At 46.7% G+C, this 17,089-nt stretch carries 9 protein-coding genes; all 9 read left to right on the top strand.

The genetic code is table 11. The features are described from left to right. Positions 1-2 precede the first annotated feature (2 nt). Complete coding sequence (locus tag DDR33_RS19285) at positions 3-3,272, top strand: SusC/RagA family TonB-linked outer membrane protein (RefSeq protein ID WP_109417440.1); 3,270 nt, start codon at positions 3-5, stop codon at positions 3,270-3,272. A gap of 10 nt (positions 3,273-3,282) precedes the next feature. Continuing rightward, positions 3,283-4,761, top strand: a complete 1,479-nt coding sequence (locus DDR33_RS19280; RefSeq protein ID WP_109417439.1) for a RagB/SusD family nutrient uptake outer membrane protein — start codon at positions 3,283-3,285, stop codon at positions 4,759-4,761. A gap of 33 nt (positions 4,762-4,794) precedes the next feature. Next, positions 4,795-6,555, top strand: coding sequence for a fasciclin domain-containing protein (locus tag DDR33_RS19275; protein ID WP_109417438.1), 1,761 nt, complete (start codon positions 4,795-4,797; stop codon positions 6,553-6,555). Positions 6,556-6,605: 50 nt separating this feature from the next. Then, on the top strand, positions 6,606-8,039 hold the full coding sequence (locus tag DDR33_RS19270; RefSeq protein WP_109417437.1) for a fasciclin domain-containing protein: 1,434 nt from the start codon (positions 6,606-6,608) through the stop codon (positions 8,037-8,039). A gap of 21 nt (positions 8,040-8,060) precedes the next feature. Further along, entirely contained in the window at positions 8,061-11,261 is a 3,201-nt protein-coding gene (locus DDR33_RS19265; protein WP_109417436.1) for a SusC/RagA family TonB-linked outer membrane protein, read from the top strand. A gap of 11 nt (positions 11,262-11,272) precedes the next feature. After that, positions 11,273-13,066 carry a RagB/SusD family nutrient uptake outer membrane protein gene (locus DDR33_RS19260; protein ID WP_202913790.1) on the top strand — a complete coding sequence of 598 codons (1,794 nt, stop codon included), beginning with the start codon at positions 11,273-11,275 and terminating at the stop codon, positions 13,064-13,066. Between the two features lie 43 nt (positions 13,067-13,109). After that, complete coding sequence (locus DDR33_RS19255) at positions 13,110-14,360, top strand: pectate lyase family protein (protein WP_109417435.1); 1,251 nt, start codon at positions 13,110-13,112, stop codon at positions 14,358-14,360. Positions 14,361-14,570: 210 nt separating this feature from the next. Continuing rightward, on the top strand, positions 14,571-15,644 hold the full coding sequence (locus tag DDR33_RS19250; RefSeq protein ID WP_109417434.1) for a glycoside hydrolase family protein: 1,074 nt from the start codon (positions 14,571-14,573) through the stop codon (positions 15,642-15,644). Positions 15,645-15,654: 10 nt separating this feature from the next. Then, positions 15,655-17,085, top strand: coding sequence for a glycoside hydrolase family 28 protein (locus DDR33_RS19245; protein ID WP_109417482.1), 1,431 nt, complete (start codon positions 15,655-15,657; stop codon positions 17,083-17,085). Positions 17,086-17,089: the final 4 nt, after the last annotated feature.

Raw genomic sequence — 17,089 nt, 5'->3', positions numbered from 1 at the left:
TTATGAAGAATATTTTTAAAGTCTTTTCTTTTTGTTGTCTTGGTTTGGGTTTGTTGCCCGGACTGGCACCGGGGATCCATGCACAGGTGCGTCCTCAGGCCCGGCCCCAGACTGTGGCGGTAGTAAAGGGAAAAGTAACGGATAAGGCTGATAAGCAACCTGTCATCGGAGCTTCTGTCGTGGAACTCGATAATGAGAAGCGAACAGTAAGCGGAATTTCTACCGATATAGAGGGAAACTATGTTTTGAAGATTACAAACCCCAATAACAGAATTTCTTTCTCTGTGATTGGATATAAAACCCTTGTATTAAATATAAATGGCAGAAGCACAATCAATGTTCAGCTGGAGCCAAGCCGCAATGAACTGACCGAAGTGGCTATTACGGCAAAAAAGCCGGCCAGCAACGGATTGCTGCCGATTGATGCCCGCAATTCCACTTCTGCTGTAGCACGGATTAATGCAAAGGACCTGGAGGAATTGTCCGCGGCTTCTATAGACCAGGCTTTACAAGGCCGCCTGCCTGGCGTTGATATTGCGGCGATGTCGGGCGATCCGGGCTCGGGAATGCAGATCAGGATCCGGGGGACATCCTCCATCAATGGTGCGACGGATCCCCTGATAGTTGTCGACGGCATGATCTACGATACAGATGTTCCGCAGGATTTTAATTTTGGTACAGCAGATGAGCAGGGATATGCCTCTCTTTTAAATATTTCGCCGGCTGACATACAGGATATCAGTGTACTGAAAGATGCGGCTGCAACGGCTGTGTGGGGATCAAGGGCAGCAAACGGCGTCCTAATCATCAATACAAAGCGGGGAAGGCTGGGTAAACCCCAGGTGACTTATACCCTGAGGGGAACGATGCAGCGGCAGCCGGGGCCGATCCCTATGCTGACCGGGAACCAGTATTCTATGCTCATTCCTGAAGCGGCTATGAACCGTGCCGGTATTCCGCTGAATACAGAAACGATCAAGGAGTTTCAGTATGACCCGAGCGATCCGTACTACTACTATAATTACAGTAACAATACCAACTGGATATCTGAAATTACACGCACCGGTTTTAAGCAGGACCACAATGTCTCTTTGAACGGGGGAGGGGAAAAAGCGCGTTATTATGCTTCGGTTGGTTATCTGGGAGAAAAGGGAACGACGATTGGGACGGGGCTTGGAAGGATTTCGACCAAGATCAATCTGGACTACAACGTGTCTGACAGGATAAAGTTTAAAACAGATATCTCCTATACTCATAACGTTACAGATAAGGTTTACAACGATGATACCAGGAATATAGCTTATTCCAAGATGCCCAATATGGGGGTGTATGAGTATGATTCGCAGGGAAATAACACAGGGATCTTTTTCTCGCCTTTGCAGAACATTCAGGGAGAGTATAAAAGTACTTTTAACCCTGTGGCGATGCTTCGGAGTGCTACGAACACCGTGACGGAAGAGCGGATCATCCCTATATTCGGACTGCAATATGATCTTAAGCCGAGCCTTATAAAGGCATTGTTCGATGTCCAGTTCGACATCAGGAGCACTAAGAATAAGTCGTTTCTGCCCCAGATCGCTACAGGCCGCCCTGTTAATGAGACAGTGGTGAATAATGCCTATGACGGGGATGCAGATAAGTTTGGCATTCAGACCAAGACAAGCCTTGTGTTTACTCCCAGGCCTTCTGAAAAACACAGTTTCACGGGTTTGTTAATGGTTCAGACCAATGACAATACAAGTAATACGCATCAAGCAGAAACATCCAATTCTGCATCGGTTTATTTGCAGGACCCCGCAAACCCGGCCCGCCAGAGAAATGTATCGGCGCCTTCCGGTAGAACACGGACAGTGGCAGGGCTGGTGAACGGGCAGTATAGTTACCTTGACCGGTATATTATCAATGGCTCGGTCCGTGTAGATGGCAATTCGAAGTTCGGGCCGGATAGCCGGTATGGTGTATTCCCGGCGATATCGACAAGATGGCGCGTTTCGGGAGAGCCGTTTATGCAGCGGTTTAAATTCATAGACGATCTGAGCCTGCGTGCCGGTTATGGACAAAGCGGGAATGCTCCTAAAGATAATTATGCGTTCTACAGCAAATATCAGAGCTTCAATTATGATTATATGGGCAGTCCGGCTATCTATTCAGGAAGCATTGAGCTTCGTGACCTGAAATGGGAAACTGTTACCGGGAAAAACTTCGGGGTTACCATGAGCCTGTTTAACAATCGCTTTGATCTGGATGTGGATATCTACCGGAACCGGACCACTAACCTTTATTTTCCTGACCTGGCTATCCCGACAATTTCCGGATACTCCAACATTAATATGAATGTGGGAACGATGGATAACCAGGGCTGGGAGATTAACATGAGCACTTCAGCGTACAGGAACAAGACATGGACGGTGAACTTCAATTTTAATTTTTCCAGAAATGTAAATATTATCCGGGAAATTTCTCCTTTCTATCCGACGGAAAGCGGCAGGACGGACCAAAACGGTCAGTATAAACGATTCCTTAAAATCAATAATCCATTTGGATCTTTCTATGGCTACAGGTACGAAGGAGTATATAAAGACAGAGAGGCTACTATCGCGACCGATAAGAGGGGGAACCCTATAGTTGGAGCAGACGGACTTCCTGTTTACATGCGGTTTAACTACCCGTCGACGGACTATGTTTTTCAGCCGGGAGATGCTAAGTATAAAGACCTGAACCATGACGGAAATATCGATTATATGGACGTTCAGTACCTGGGGAACGGAAATCCTAAGTTCATCGGTGGATTTGGTCCGGACATCACCTATAAAGGCGCCTGGAAATTTACGGCTTTCTTCAGCTTCAGGTATAAATATGACGTCGTGAACAAAACGATGATCAATACCACCAGAATGTATGGATATGATAACCAGAGTACTGCAGTCTTAAGGAGATGGAGAAATGAAGGGGATGTTACGGATATACCGCGTGCTCTGTTGGGGGACGGTTATAACTGGCTTGGCTCTGACAGGTATGTCGAAGATGCCTCCTTTATAAGACTGCGGGCTTTAACGGTCAGGTACAATCTGCAGAAGGCGCTTCTCGACAGGCTGGGCATGAAGACTCTCGGTATTTACGTTACGGGGGAGAACCTGCTGACATTTACAAAATACAGGGGGCAGGACCCGGAAGTTTCGGCAAAGATGAGCGACCCGTTCAGTATCGTAGAAGATAAGTCTATGACTCCTCCTTCGAGGAACTTTATCCTGGGATTGACAGTCGGTTTTTAAATGACATATTATGAAATTGAAGAAAATACTTTTACTGGCCTTCTTATCGGGAAGTTTAATTTTTCCTTCCTGTAATAATTACCTGGACCTCCAGCCGGAGGACGGTGTGGTGAGGCAGGAATTTTGGAAAACAAAAGAGCAGGTTGAGGCTGCGATGAATGGTTGTTATGCCGCTTTGCTGGCCCCGAAGCTTACCGAGAACCTGTTTTTATGGGGTGAACTGAGGGCAGATATGGTTACTTACGGGAACCAGATCAAATCCAATGATTTTAATGTGGTGAATGTAAACATTAATGCCAACAACCCTATAACGGACTGGTCGACTCTTTACTTTGTGATCAATTTGTGTAATGATCTTATTGACTCAGCACCGCAGGTACTCAAGACAGATAAAACATTTACACAGGAGAATTTAAACCAATATACCGGGCAGGCCCTTGCGCTCAGAAGCCTGATGTATTTCTACCTGGTAAGAAGTTTCGGTGATGTGCCGCTGAAAATGAAGGCTACGCATACTGATTCCGACGATCTCCAGATCCCCAAGAGTACGCAAGCTGAGGTTTTAAACCAGATTGTCACAGATTTAAAGACGGCTGAAGAGTATACCCTTGCCAGTTACTCCAACAAAGAGTTCAACAAGGGGAAGATTACAAAATACGCCGTTCAGACGATCCTGGCTGATGTTTTTCTTTGGATGGAGAAGTATGAAGACTGTATAACTTATTGTGATAAAGTGATCAGTTCAGGGCAGTATGCGCTGGTTCCCGCTACCGATACCTGGTTTAGCACCTTGTATTACCAGGGTGGTTCGGTAGAGGGGATATTTGAGTTGTACTTCAATGTAAACCGTACAAATCCGTTTTTCGATATGTTCGCCGTCAATAACAAGCGCTTCAAAGCGGCATTATCACTCATGGTGCTTTACGGTGTGGACCCCATGCAGGTTGATAAAGACATACGGGGTGACGGAGCATCGTATAAGATCAGTGATCTGAGTATCTGGAAATACCAGGGAGTGAATGCCGGTACCACAAGGGGAGACAACAGTTCGACCTCTTACGGGCACTGGTTCTTCTACCGGTACGCCGATGTTTTGCTGATGAAGGCGGAAGCCCTTAACCAGGTGAACAGGGGACAGGAAGCGCTTGACCTGGTGAATGAGATCAGGCAAAGGGCGGGGGCCCTGCCATCGACAGAGAAGGTGGTTAGTGCAGACAACCGGCTGGAAATGGCTGATTATATCATGGAGGAGCGGGCACGTGAATTCGCATTTGAAGGAAAAAGATGGTATGACCTGCTCCGGAACGCCAAAAGAAACAATTACGAGAGGCTCGATCTGCTGATGGATGTGGTGCTCACCACCGCTCTTCCTGAATACCAGTCGTCGGCTATAACTAAATACCGGGATTTTAACAGCCACTATTTCCCCTACTTCTTCCAGGAGATCCAGTCTAACAAGGCCCTGGTTCAGAATCCATTTTATCAATAGTTAACGGTAATCAAAGAAAGGAAAATCATTGTCATGAAAAAGGTGCTGAAAGTTTGGAAGATTGGTGTCGTTGGAATGTGTGTCTTGCTTGGTTTAAATGCCTGCAGGAAGGAAAAATTTGATATGTCTACTACCTCTGACGTCAATATAACAGAATATCTGCTGGAGAATCCTGAGCAATTCTCGCAGTTTTCACAAATCCTGGAGATTACAGGGAATGACGGGTTTTTAGGTGCTTACGGGGGATATACGTGTTTTGTCCCCGATAACGGAGCTATTGATCTTTATCTGAAAGAACATGGTAAAGGCAGCGTTTCTGCTTTAAGTGTGCCGGAATTAAAGGAGTTCGTGCAGATCCATGTGATCCGGGACACATTGTCGCGGAACGATTTTAAGGAAGGCAGGCTGCGGACGCCTACCATGTATGGTCAGTATATTATCACCGGAACGACAAATGCAGCAGGAAAAGTTGATATTACTGTGAACCGGCAGGCTGTTATCAAAGGAGGCGAAATAAGGCTTGGAAACGGGATCATTCATGTTATCGACCATGCACTGGAGCCGGAAAAACGAACACTGGCAAAAATGCTGGAGAGCAATACGGAATACTCTATTTTCTCTCAGGCGCTTAAAACTACCGGGCTTTATGCGATGCTGGATGTACTTCCGAAGGATAATCCCGACACTACCCGCCTGTGGAATACCGTGATGGCTGAATCGGATGCAGTATTGAAAGATGCGGGGATTAACAGCTATCAGGACCTGTTTGATAAATATTGTAACACAGGCGATCCTGCCCGTGCTACCGATAGCCTGCACCTGTATGTCGCATATCATATCATACCGGGAAGGAAATATCTGTCGGATATCTACAATGCATCTTCACATTCTACTCTCTCTCCGGAGGATGTGGTGACCACGAAGCTGCAGGGCAGGGCTATTTTATTCAATGATGATACTTTTAACGGCGTACATGAGCCGGGTGCAGAAATTAACCGTGAAGCGAGCGACAACACCGCGGCTAACGGTGTACTGCATTTTATGAATAAACACTACGCGGTAAAGCTGCGTCTTCCTTTTGCTGTGTACTGGGAGGTAACAGACCAGCCGGAAATTACGAAGTTATCGAACTTCAGGCGGCAGAATTCAAGCGGGCCGGCAATGGCTCCGGGCGATCTGAAAGATGTCCAGTGGGGACCGGGGGGAAGTGTAAGATACTATGTGGCTCCTGAAGCCCGGAAGTTCTACGTCTATCACGACGATTACCTTCAGTTTGCTTCGCTCAGGACCAATTCAGCATCTAGTGTTACCAACTGGATAGAGTTTAAAACGCCGCTTCTTGTAAAAGGACGGTATAAAGTCTGGATATCTATCATCAGGCGCGGCGGAGGCCAGGGTGTTCAGGTGTCTTTTGATAACCAGGTACTCAGAACCCTGAGGCTTAATGAAACCCTTCCGGCAGCAAAAAAGGATGAGGTCAATAAAGTGTATACTTATCCCGATGGGATGACGCCTGAGTCGCTTGAGATGATGGGCCGGAAAATGGCTTTTTCATTGTACAAGCATGTGACTGACCCTGGCTACATGATTGACTATTATCCTGACAGCTTTGCCCTGCTGGCAGGAACGATCACGGTGGAAAAGACGGACCGGCACACCCTGAGATTTCAGGCGGTGGGTGAAGATAAGTCCGGGGATGTGCAGTTTGATATGGTCCACTTTATTCCTGAGAATGAAGATCAGCTCTGGCCCAAATTCAACCCCGATGGATCAGTAGTTCAGAGACCTAAATAGAAATTTAAACATACTGCCGGAGTCTCCGGCAGTAATTAACAAAAAATAACATGATGATTAAACTCACTAAAATATTCGTGCTCCTGGTATCCCTGCAATGTATTATGGCGGGATGTAAGGATCCGTGGAACGATCATTCTGAACTTAATGAGCCTTTGTTAGGAAAGAATTTGCTGGAGGTTATCGAAACGAACCCGGATCTGAGCAGGTTCAAAGATCTGCTCGTCAGGACCGGATATGATAAAACGCTGGCGTCTTCCTATAAATTCACTGTATGGGCCCCTCAAAACAGCGCTCTTGAACAACTGGACGAATCGGTATTGAATGATACGGCCAGGCTGAAACAGTTTGTGGGGAATTATATTGTCAGCCAGCCGTATTCAACAAAGATCTCCGACACTGTTACTTTGCGGCTTAAAACGCTGAACGGAAAATATGTGAGGTTTGGTGCTAAAAAACTGGAAGGTATAACCCTTGTTCAGCAGGATCTTTTTGCCGGGAACGGAGTATTGCATGTTTTGAACGGGATTGTTTATCCTAAGCAGAATATCCTCGAGTATATGAATAATACATCCTTTAAGCAGAAGGATTATATTAAAAGCCTGGAATATGATGCGATTGATTCTGCCAGGGCAGAGCAGATAGGGGTGGATCCGGTGACAAGCAAGCCAATTTATAAGCCGGGGACTGGTATTATTAAAAAGAATTATCTTTTTGATAAGACCGGCGGACTGGCAGATGAGGGACAGGAATATACTGTTATCCTGTTGCAGGACGACGCGATAGATGCCGAGCTTGCAAAGTTCCAGCCTTATACCGGAGGCGATCATCCCCTGGTTGATAATGCGTATACCGTTCTGAAGGACCTGGTTTTCAGGAAAGCAATCGATATTGATACGCTTAAATCAGCTGAACTGATATCGGATGACGGAGTAAGAGTGCCGTTCAGGAAAGACGCTGTCCTGGAAAAGATCAAAACGAGCAACGGGTTTATTTACCGGATGAGTTCTGCCTCCGTGGCTTTAGCTGATAAGATCATGCCGGTCCGGAGAGAAGGTGAGACACCGGACGGATTCAGCAGAACAGACAAAGCGGGGAATATTGCTCTCCGTCTGCGCAGGGCGCCATTGTCGGAAGGCGCCTACCTGTATAATGATATCTATGTTTTCAATCACAAAGTTCCCCTGTTCCACGTGAAGTATAATTTTCACAAGGTTTATAAAGGGAAATATAAGATCTACTGGGTGGCTCCTAATGATTCACAGGACAAAACGTTCAAGCAAAGGATTGCCTTTAACAATTTTGATGGTGATTACCTTGAAAAAACTGTTCCGCTGAAGGATTATTCCGAGGTGGAAGTGGGCGAATATACTGTAGATAAATACGGAGACCTTACCGTCTACATTATCGCCGACAACAACGGGACAGATGGAATCAACTCCATTAATCTGGATTATTTTAAACTGGTTCCCGTACTCCCCTGACCTGATATTAATACATAGGATATGAAGTTATTAAATAAGATAAAAAAACACCTTCTCCTGATGTTTGCTGTTTCAGGGCCGCTCATGTTGCAGGCTGCTGTAAATACAACCGGAAAAGGAATAAAAATAGATTCTGTTACTCATTCATCATCACCTAAGGAACATGTAACGGGGACTGTGCTGGATGCGTCGACCAAACAACCTGCAATAGGGGTCAATATATCAGTGGAAGGATACTCCGCCGCAATTACTGATGAGAAAGGAAAATTCCGTATTGCGATTCCTTCTCCTGATGCAGTTCTGAAGTTTTCCGCACCTGGATATACCACGAAAATACTACCTGTAAGGGGCGAAAGTGTACTGCGTGTTCTGCTGAATGATGAATCAGCCCGTTCGTTTTCTGATGAGATCAGTTTATCTGTCGCTTCCGGGAAGACCTCCAGGCTGTTCTCTGTATCGGCAGTGTCGAACGTAGTGGTGAGAGACAGCTATTCAAGGCCATTTGAAAATGCAGATAATTATCTGCAGGCACAGGTCCCCGGTTTAAATGTGATCAGAAGATCGGGAACCCCGGGAGTTGGGTCGAACCTGGTTATGCGCGGCTTTTCTTCCATGTATGGAACGAATCAGCCGCTCATCGTCGTGGATGGGATGCTTTACGATGCAAACAGTTACGGGACCTCTCTGATCGGATCCCATATCAGTAACCCTCTTTCTCTTATTGATATTAAAGACATTGAAAGCTTCACTGTCATTAAAGACGGAACTTCCCTTTACGGAACAAGGGGGGCTAACGGGGTGATCATCATTTCAACGGCGCATGCGAAAGAACTGGCTACGAAGATTGATTTCTCGGTTTACGGAGGTGTAAATATGCGGCCGGAAAAACTGCCGGTAATGGGTGTGGGCGATTACCGCCTGTACCTTTCAGATCTGCTGCGGAGCTCAGGGCTTCCGGCTTCACAGGTTGAAGCGCTGCCTTATATGAATGACAATACAGCCTCTCCTGATTACTACCGCTATCATTACAATACGGACTGGCAGGACAAAACCCTGTCGGGAAGTTATGATCAGAATTACTATATGAAGGTATCCGGAGGTGATGATATTGCGAAATACGCGCTTTCGGTCGGTTATCTCAGCAACAAGGGGATTATAGACAATACGGATCTTAAGAGATACAGTGCAAGGTTTAATGCTGATTTTAATCTTACGACAAAACTGACAGCGAAAACCAACATTGCCTTTACTTCGGCAGACCAGTCATTAGCCGACCAGGGGCTGAATCTCCGGACGAACCCGCTTCTTTTGGGTCTTACCAAATCGCCGTTTCTGCCGGTTATGCAGGTTGCGGATGACGGTACCGAGTCGCCTAACCTGGCGGGTGTGGATGTGTTTAACATGAGTAACCCTGTTGCCGTACTTGAGAATGTGAATGCTGTAAACAAACATTCCCGCTTTTTTGGTTCGGTGAGGTTTAATTACAAAACGGGTAAGTTCGGGAATATCGGATCTCTTGTAGGGCTGGCTTACAGCAAGGTCAGGGAAAGTTATTTTGTGCCGAGACTTGGTGTAGCCCCCGACACCTTGAGCAATACTGTTGCTTACAGCACCCTTTCAAGCCGTGTACAGCGTTACTCATCCATCTATAATGACACTTATTATTCATATAAACGGAGCTTCTCCTCTGCTCATACCTTGGAGGCAAATGCTGGTTTCAGGTATCAGAGCTCGGAGAATGAACAGGACCGGGCAACGGGCTATAATTCGCCTTCGGATGATTTTGTCACTATTGGGTATAGTTCCAATTCATTGAGAGAGATAGGTGGTGACATGGGGAAATGGCGCTGGCTGAATGCCTACCTGGGAATAAACTATTCATACAAGAGCAAATACCTGCTGGCTTTTAATGCTTCGGCAGATGGTTCTTCCAGGTTTGGAAAAGAGGCAAGGAAAGCGTTAAAGATTAACGGAAATACCTATGCGCTTCTTCCTTCAGTCGGAGCCGCCTGGATCATGTCATCAGAAAGCTTCATGAAAGATGTCAGGCCGGTGGATTTACTTAAGTTCAGGGTTAGCTATGGTTTATCCGGAAATGATGATATCGGGAATTTTACTTCCAGGAGATACTACGTGTCGCAGAACCTGCTGGGCAACCAGGGATTGATCAGAGGGAATATCGGAAATCCTTATTTATCCTGGGAAAGGAGCAGGAAACTGAATGCGGGGATGGACATCAGCCTCTTTAATGAACGGCTTTCTGCTACTGTTGACGTATTTCAAACCAGGATAACGGATCTGGTTACATATAACCAGGTTCCTGCCGGTGCAGGGTTTGATTTTGTGGTTGCTAATAATGGGGGCATGAAGAACCGGGGGATCGAGGCAAGTGTGAATGCCAGGCTGCTGAACAGTACGTTGAAATGGGACGTAGGGGCGATCGTGTCCGTCTACAGGAATAAAGTGACTTCACTGCCGGGTGGTAGTCCTGTTGTAACTACTTATTCCGGTGGCGCTGTTATCAGTCGCGCCGGTGGCGCTCTGAATGAGTTTTATGGTTTCCGCACACAGGGTGTGTTTGCTTCAGATGCAGAAGCGAAGGCGGCCAGTCAGCAGGTAAAAATGGCAGACGGAAGTTTTCGTGTTCCCGGAGGGGGCGACATCCATTTTGCGGACCTTAACAATGACGGGGTGATCGACGACCGGGACAGAACTGTTATCGGTAACCCAAACCCCGACTTTACCGGAGGCATTCAGACAACCCTTGCCTGGAAGAAGTTTTCTTTGCAGACTATATTTTCTTTCAGTAAGGGAAATGATGTATACAATGGTACAAGAGCCATTCTTGAGTCTGGTTCTATGCCGGTAAACCAAACTGCCGCCATGAATAACCGCTGGCAGTACGACGGACAGGCTACTGATATCCCGAAGGTTACTTATGGGGATCCTATGGGGAACGCACGGTTTTCAGATCGCTGGATTGAAGACGGCTCTTACCTGAGACTGCGGACGTTAAACGTTACGTACTCGCTGCCTGTGAAAACCAGGACTGTGAAATCGGCGAGTATTTACTTAACAGGGAATAATTTGTTCACAATAACCAAATATTTGGGATATGATCCTGAGATGGGCTCAGGCGGCAGTCCTTTGACAATGGGATATGACATTGCGCAGGAGCCGCAGTTCAGATCTGTACAACTGGGGGTTCGGGTTGGTTTATAAAAGAAAGAAATATGAGAAGTAAGATATTTACATGGTCAGTCAGGCTAACTTTTTTCGTATTAGTGACTGTAACAGCTTCATCCTGCCGGAATATGTTTGATGTCCTGCCGGAGGATGCAGTGGATGAGAGTAAAGCATGGCAGAATATTTATGACGCTGATGCCGGGGTAACCGGAGTGTATGGTCAGCTGTTGTCGGTTGCCGGGCAGTATGAAGTGCTGAACGAACTGAGGGGAGATCTGATGGATGTAACAGTTAATTCGGATAGTTATCTGAAGCAGATCAATACCCATACGGTGACAGGTGATAATCCCTATGCAAATCCGAAGCCTTTCTATGCGGTAATCCAGAATTGTAACGACGTAATGAAGAACCTCCGGCTGATGTACGATAGCCGTAAGATCGGGAAGAGCGATTTTGATCAGCGTTACTCGGATATGGGGGCGTTAAGGAGCTGGTTGTATTTTCAGTTAGGTATTCATTTCGGGCAGATTCCGTATGTTACAGAAGCTATTGAAAATATAGACGATGTGAAAGACCCAGCAAAATTCCGCAGGCTGAACCTGGATGAACTTGTTCCGGAGCTGATCAGCTTTATGGAATCGCTTCCATATAAGGATGCTTATGCGTCGGGGAGCTCCCTCAATACTCAGATCGACGGTTACCCGAGCAAACTGTTTTTTGTGAATAAATATTGTGTCCTCGGCGACCTGTATCTGTGGAAGAACGATTATCACAATGCTGCTATTGCCTATAAGCAAGTACTGGAAACATCTACTCCTCTGGGAGATGCTGCAGGTGATATTTACTATAATCAGTTTGTGGGCAGCAGTGGAAGCGTTGATGAGATTAAGACTTCGGCTTACCAGGGTTTTTTTTCCAGGTCACTTCAGGACAAGGAGTTTCAGTGGGAATGGATCTGGACAATGGTTTTTGATAAGAATTTCCGGCCGGCAAACCCTTTTATTGATTTGTTTTCGAATGCCGGGGGTAAATACCTGGTAAAACCCTCTGCTGTTGCTATTAGTAACTGGAAGGCACAGGACCAGACCGATAATACACCCTATGACTTAAGAGGTGAAAACAATAGTTATAAAATGATTAACGGTCAGCCCGTAATTATGAAGTTTTTGTATAACTATCTGAATGCTACTACTGGTGTGCCGGCGAACACGCTTGAAAAGAATGGGAAATGGTTCCTTTACCGTGCGAGCCTGCTTCATCTGCGTTATGCCGAAGCAGCCAATAGAGAGGGATATGATAAAATTGCGTATGCTTTGATCAACCAGGGGATCCGGACTACATATTCCTTTAATCCGAATACTTCTGTTGAAACTGAGAAGTCGGCTACATTCCTGCCCGAGCCGTATAATCTCGACGGCCGCAAGATCGACGCGCCCAGGATCAGGGGAAAGTTTCACCGCAACCTGGGGATCAGGGGGCGGATGAATGCAAAGGTCTCCGGGCTTTCGTATGCCGACTCTGTTGCTTATTTCAACGGGGTGGAGAGGGATGCTCCCGGATATGAGCAGTTTTACCCCAATCGTACAGTTAAAGACAGGGCTGGTTTAACCCTCTTTATGGAGAACAAGATCATCGACGAGGGGGCTTTGGAACTGGCGTATGAAGGCAACCGGTGGCAGGATCTCCTCAGGATTGCTTTCCGCAGGGAGAAGGAAATGGCCGGTTCCGGGTTAAGCTTTCTTAATGGTAAGATCAAGGCGAAGTTTAATGCTTCCGGTTCCGGGGGATTCACTGAAAAGACGTCGATGAGCCAATGGTTCCTCCCTTTTGAATGGGAGTAAGCTGCGGTAAGATTCAATAAAAAGATACACACACACACATCTTATGATTATTCGTTTTTTTTCTTTCTGTATTTTAATATTTGCCTGTTGCTGCAGCTTCGCTCAGCAGCGGGCTTTCCCGGGGGCGGAAGGCTTTGGGAAAGCAGCGTCAGGGGGCAGGGGCGGAACCGTCTATCATGTGACGAACCTGAATGATTCGGGGCCTGGCTCTTTTCGTGAGGCCGTCAGTGAACCTGGAAGAACGGTGGTGTTTGATGTTGGTGGGGTTATCAAACTGAACTCCAGGATCCAGACTGCTTCTGACCTTACCATTGCGGGCCAGACAGCACCGGGAGAGGGGATCGTGGTATATGGGCATGGCATTTCTTTTTCCGGTCAGAAAAATGTGATTGTCCGTTATATGCGGTTCAGGGGGAGTATTAATATGGCAAGAGGTTCATGTACCCTGACCGCAGATAATGCTGAGAATATGATATTCGATCATGTTTCTGTTCAGTGGGGCCGGTGGGATAACCTGCATATTAAGAACAGTAAGAACATTACGCTGCAATACTGTATCGTTGGGGAAGCTATTGATCCGCAGCGGTTCGGAGCTCTGCTGGAAAGACCTGAAAGGCTAACAATCTATCATTGTCTGTGGATTGATAACCAGAGCCGCAATCCGAAAGCAAAGGCTGATATTGAATTTGTCAATAATGTCATCTATAACTGGGGCAGCAGCGGCTTCGTAGGGGGGCACTCCAGTGCTCACCATCATCAGGATCTGATAGGGAACTACTTCATAGCCGGACCTTCGTCAAAAGGTAATTTTGTGAGTATGTTCGATACTACGGATCATGTGTATCACAAGGCAAATATGGTAGATGCAGATAAGGACGGATCTCTTTCCGGCAGGCTGGTTACCGATGAGGATTTTACCAGGCAGAAGGCGACGCTGGAAGCAGCAAGACAAAATGTTTCTATTCCTGAGGCTGTGATAACAGGTGCAGAAGAAGCCCTGGGGCGTATTCTTAAAGAAGCGGGCGCCTCTGTTAAAAGGGATGCAGTGGATCAGAGGCTGATCGGGTATTTGAAAAGCTATGGAAAGGAAGGACAGATCTTTCGTACGGAGCAGGAAGCAGGGGGACAGGGACAGATCGCTGGAGGGAAGCCTGAAAAGGACACGGATGGAGATGGAATGCCTGATCGCTGGGAGAAGAAACATAAACTGAACAGGCGGAAGGCTGACGGGGCTGTTTATAATAGCAACGGGTATACGAACCTTGAGGCGTATTTAAATTCAATAGGGATGTAAGAGGGGCTTTTCCCTTACATCCTTCATTATGCAGCTGGAATACCAGCATGAAAACCTGAATCTAATCGTGTAACGGCATTGTTGCCTCCCCTAAAGGTTTGTCAGTTAGCTCGATAGTGTTAGTTCAGGACACCACAGGTTGCGGAACCGGCAAATCCTTGGTATGATCGCGTCAAACTGCCGGTTAATCTATTAGCCATTATAAAGCGAATGAAACGAAGATATTTTCTTTTTCAGCTATCGTGCTTTTCTGCTGCATCGTTGTTGCCTGTTGAGTCAATGGCATACGGGGCGGAGGGGGAGCGGGTCTCTGATTTCTGCAAAAAGCTGAAGCCTGTCGGCCGAGCTCTGGAAATGGAGGGTTATTACGTTTGGTGTAACAGCCCGGTACAGGCTCCGGACGGCAATATTCATGTTTTCTTTTCAAGGTGGCCTTCAAAAAAAGGCATGGGGGGCTGGATCAACAGTTCCGAAATTGCTCATGCAGTGGCTGAGAGTCCTGAATCTCCTTTCAGGTATGTTGAAACGGTACTAGCTCCGCGTGGGCCTGGTTACTGGGACGCTACGACCTGCCATAATCCTCACATACGGTATGTGGATGGGAAGTATTGTCTTTTTTATATGGGGAACTCGAATGGCAGGACTGATACCAAACGGATCGGGCTTGCCATTGCCGACTCTCTTAACGGGCCATGGAAAAGACCAGACCGGCCTTTGCTTGAAGCCGGAGCGCCGGGGGCATGGGACGATCACTGCACTACTAATCCTTCATTTGTTAAACATCCTGATGGCCGGTACTGGCTGTATTACAAATCCTGGAATACGGAGGAATACCAGCATTCTAAAGACCCGGCTATAAGGGGAAACCGTAAATATGGACTGGCAATTTCAGAGAAGCTCGAAGGTCCTTATGTGCGGTATTCCGGTAATCCTGTGATAGATTTCTCTCAGAAAGGAAATAATAGACAGCTTGAGGATGCCTTTGTATGGCGGGAGGGGAGAAAGTTTAAGCTGCTTGCCAGGGACATGGGAGTTTTTAATCATGAAGTTGGCTTGTATATGGAATCTCGGGATGGAATAAAGTGGGGGGAGCCGGAAATTGCATACCGGAGTTTAAAGGAATATGTGCAGGAACCGGGGGCGCCTTCGCACCTCAAGCGGTATGGCCGCCTGGAAAGACCGCAGTTGCTCTTTTTAAAGGGAAAACCTGCATACCTGTTCACTGCAGCCCAGGGCGGTAAGTTTATGACATCTTCAGCATTTATATTTAAAATTGAAAATTAAACAGATCATTATGAAACGACCTGCTTTTACGCATACTTTTTATGCCGCTTTCGCTATCCTGTTCATTGTCGCGGGATGTGCGGCAAAACGGGTGACCACCTGGACCACTTCAGATCAGCCATCTGCCGAAATTGAACAGTTGAGAAAGCAGATAAAGGCTCCGGTTTTTGCCGACAGGGAATTTTTGATCACGGACTTCGGTGCCGTGGCGGGTGGAGAGACTAAGAATACAGAAGCATTCCGGAAAGCGATAGAGGCTTGCAATAAAGGAGGCGGAGGTCGTGTTGTAGTTCCGGATGGGGTATTTCTGACAGGGGCTATCCACCTGAAGAGTAATGTAAACCTGCATTTGTCTGATAAGGCCACTATCCTCTTCAGTCGTGATTCTTCTGATTATCTTCCGATGGTGTTTACGAGATGGGAGGGCATGGAGCTTATGAACTACTCGCCCTTTATTTATGCTTACGGGCAGAAAAATATCGCCATCACGGGGAACGGAACGCTGGACGGCAATGCAGATAATGAGCATTGGTGGTACTGGTGCGGAGCAAAAAAATATGGATGGAAAGAGGGGCTCGGCCGCCAGAACCCGGCAAGAGCGCTGCTGCATGACCTGAATCATGAGCAAAAGGATCCTAAGAAGAGGTTGTTTGGACCGGGACATTTCCTGCGCCCCAACTTTGTACAGCCTTATAATTGTAAAAATGTGCTGATCTCGGGTATAAAGATGGTCAATTCCCCGATGTGGAATCTGAATCCGGTATTATGCGAGAACGTGATCGTAGAGAATGTGAAGGTGATTTCTCATGGCCCGAATAATGATGGCTGCGATCCTGAGTCCTGTAAGAACGTGTTGATTAAAGATTGTTACTTTGATACGGGCGATGATTGTATCGCGATCAAGTCGGGCAGAGATGAAGATGGAAGACGGATCGGAAGGCCGGCGGAAAATCATATTATAGAGGGTTGTACCATGAAAGACGGTCACGGTGGTGTGGTGATCGGGAGTGAAATTTCAGGTGGTGCCAGAAATATCTATTCGTTTAATTGCATTATGGACAGTCCCGACCTCGACAGGGTTCTGCGGATTAAAACAAGTTCGAGCAGGGGCGGTATTATAGAGAACGTATTTATGAAGGACGTGAAAGTGGGGACATATCGTGAAGCTGCCGTGAAATGTAATATGTTTTACGAAAAACCCGGTAACTTTATCCCCACAATCCGGAATGTTTGGGTAGAGAACCTGGAAGTTGAACAGGGTGGCACTTATGGCTTACTTGTTAGTGCTTACAGAGAATCTCCCGTAGAGAACCTTCGCATGATCAATTGTAATATCAAAGGCGTAAAGGTGCCTTATAAAGTTGATTACGTGAAAGGATTGAAAATGGAGAATGTGGTGATCAACGGGGAGCGGATGGTATTGCCGGACAGCATAAAATAAGTAG

The sequence above is a fragment of the Pararcticibacter amylolyticus genome (assembly GCF_003130405.1).
Classification (GTDB): Bacteria; Bacteroidota; Bacteroidia; order Sphingobacteriales; family Sphingobacteriaceae; genus Arcticibacter; species Arcticibacter amylolyticus.
The sequence above is the reverse complement of the archived record's forward strand: the minus strand, read 5'-3'. Positions and strand labels throughout refer to the sequence as shown.

What these genes read in the sequence shown, in the direction of transcription:
- DDR33_RS19285 (WP_109417440.1), top strand. Translation starts at nt 3, where the DNA reads ATGAAGAATATTTTTAAAGTCTTTTCTTTTTGTTGTCTTGGTTTGGGT.
- DDR33_RS19280 (WP_109417439.1), top strand. Translation starts at nt 3,283, where the DNA reads ATGAAATTGAAGAAAATACTTTTACTGGCCTTCTTATCGGGAAGTTTA.
- DDR33_RS19275 (WP_109417438.1), top strand. Translation starts at nt 4,795, where the DNA reads ATGAAAAAGGTGCTGAAAGTTTGGAAGATTGGTGTCGTTGGAATGTGT.
- DDR33_RS19270 (WP_109417437.1), top strand. Translation starts at nt 6,606, where the DNA reads ATGATGATTAAACTCACTAAAATATTCGTGCTCCTGGTATCCCTGCAA.
- DDR33_RS19265 (WP_109417436.1), top strand. Translation starts at nt 8,061, where the DNA reads ATGAAGTTATTAAATAAGATAAAAAAACACCTTCTCCTGATGTTTGCT.
- DDR33_RS19260 (WP_202913790.1), top strand. Translation starts at nt 11,273, where the DNA reads ATGAGAAGTAAGATATTTACATGGTCAGTCAGGCTAACTTTTTTCGTA.
- DDR33_RS19255 (WP_109417435.1), top strand. Translation starts at nt 13,110, where the DNA reads ATGATTATTCGTTTTTTTTCTTTCTGTATTTTAATATTTGCCTGTTGC.
- DDR33_RS19250 (WP_109417434.1), top strand. Translation starts at nt 14,571, where the DNA reads ATGAAACGAAGATATTTTCTTTTTCAGCTATCGTGCTTTTCTGCTGCA.
- DDR33_RS19245 (WP_109417482.1), top strand. Translation starts at nt 15,655, where the DNA reads ATGAAACGACCTGCTTTTACGCATACTTTTTATGCCGCTTTCGCTATC.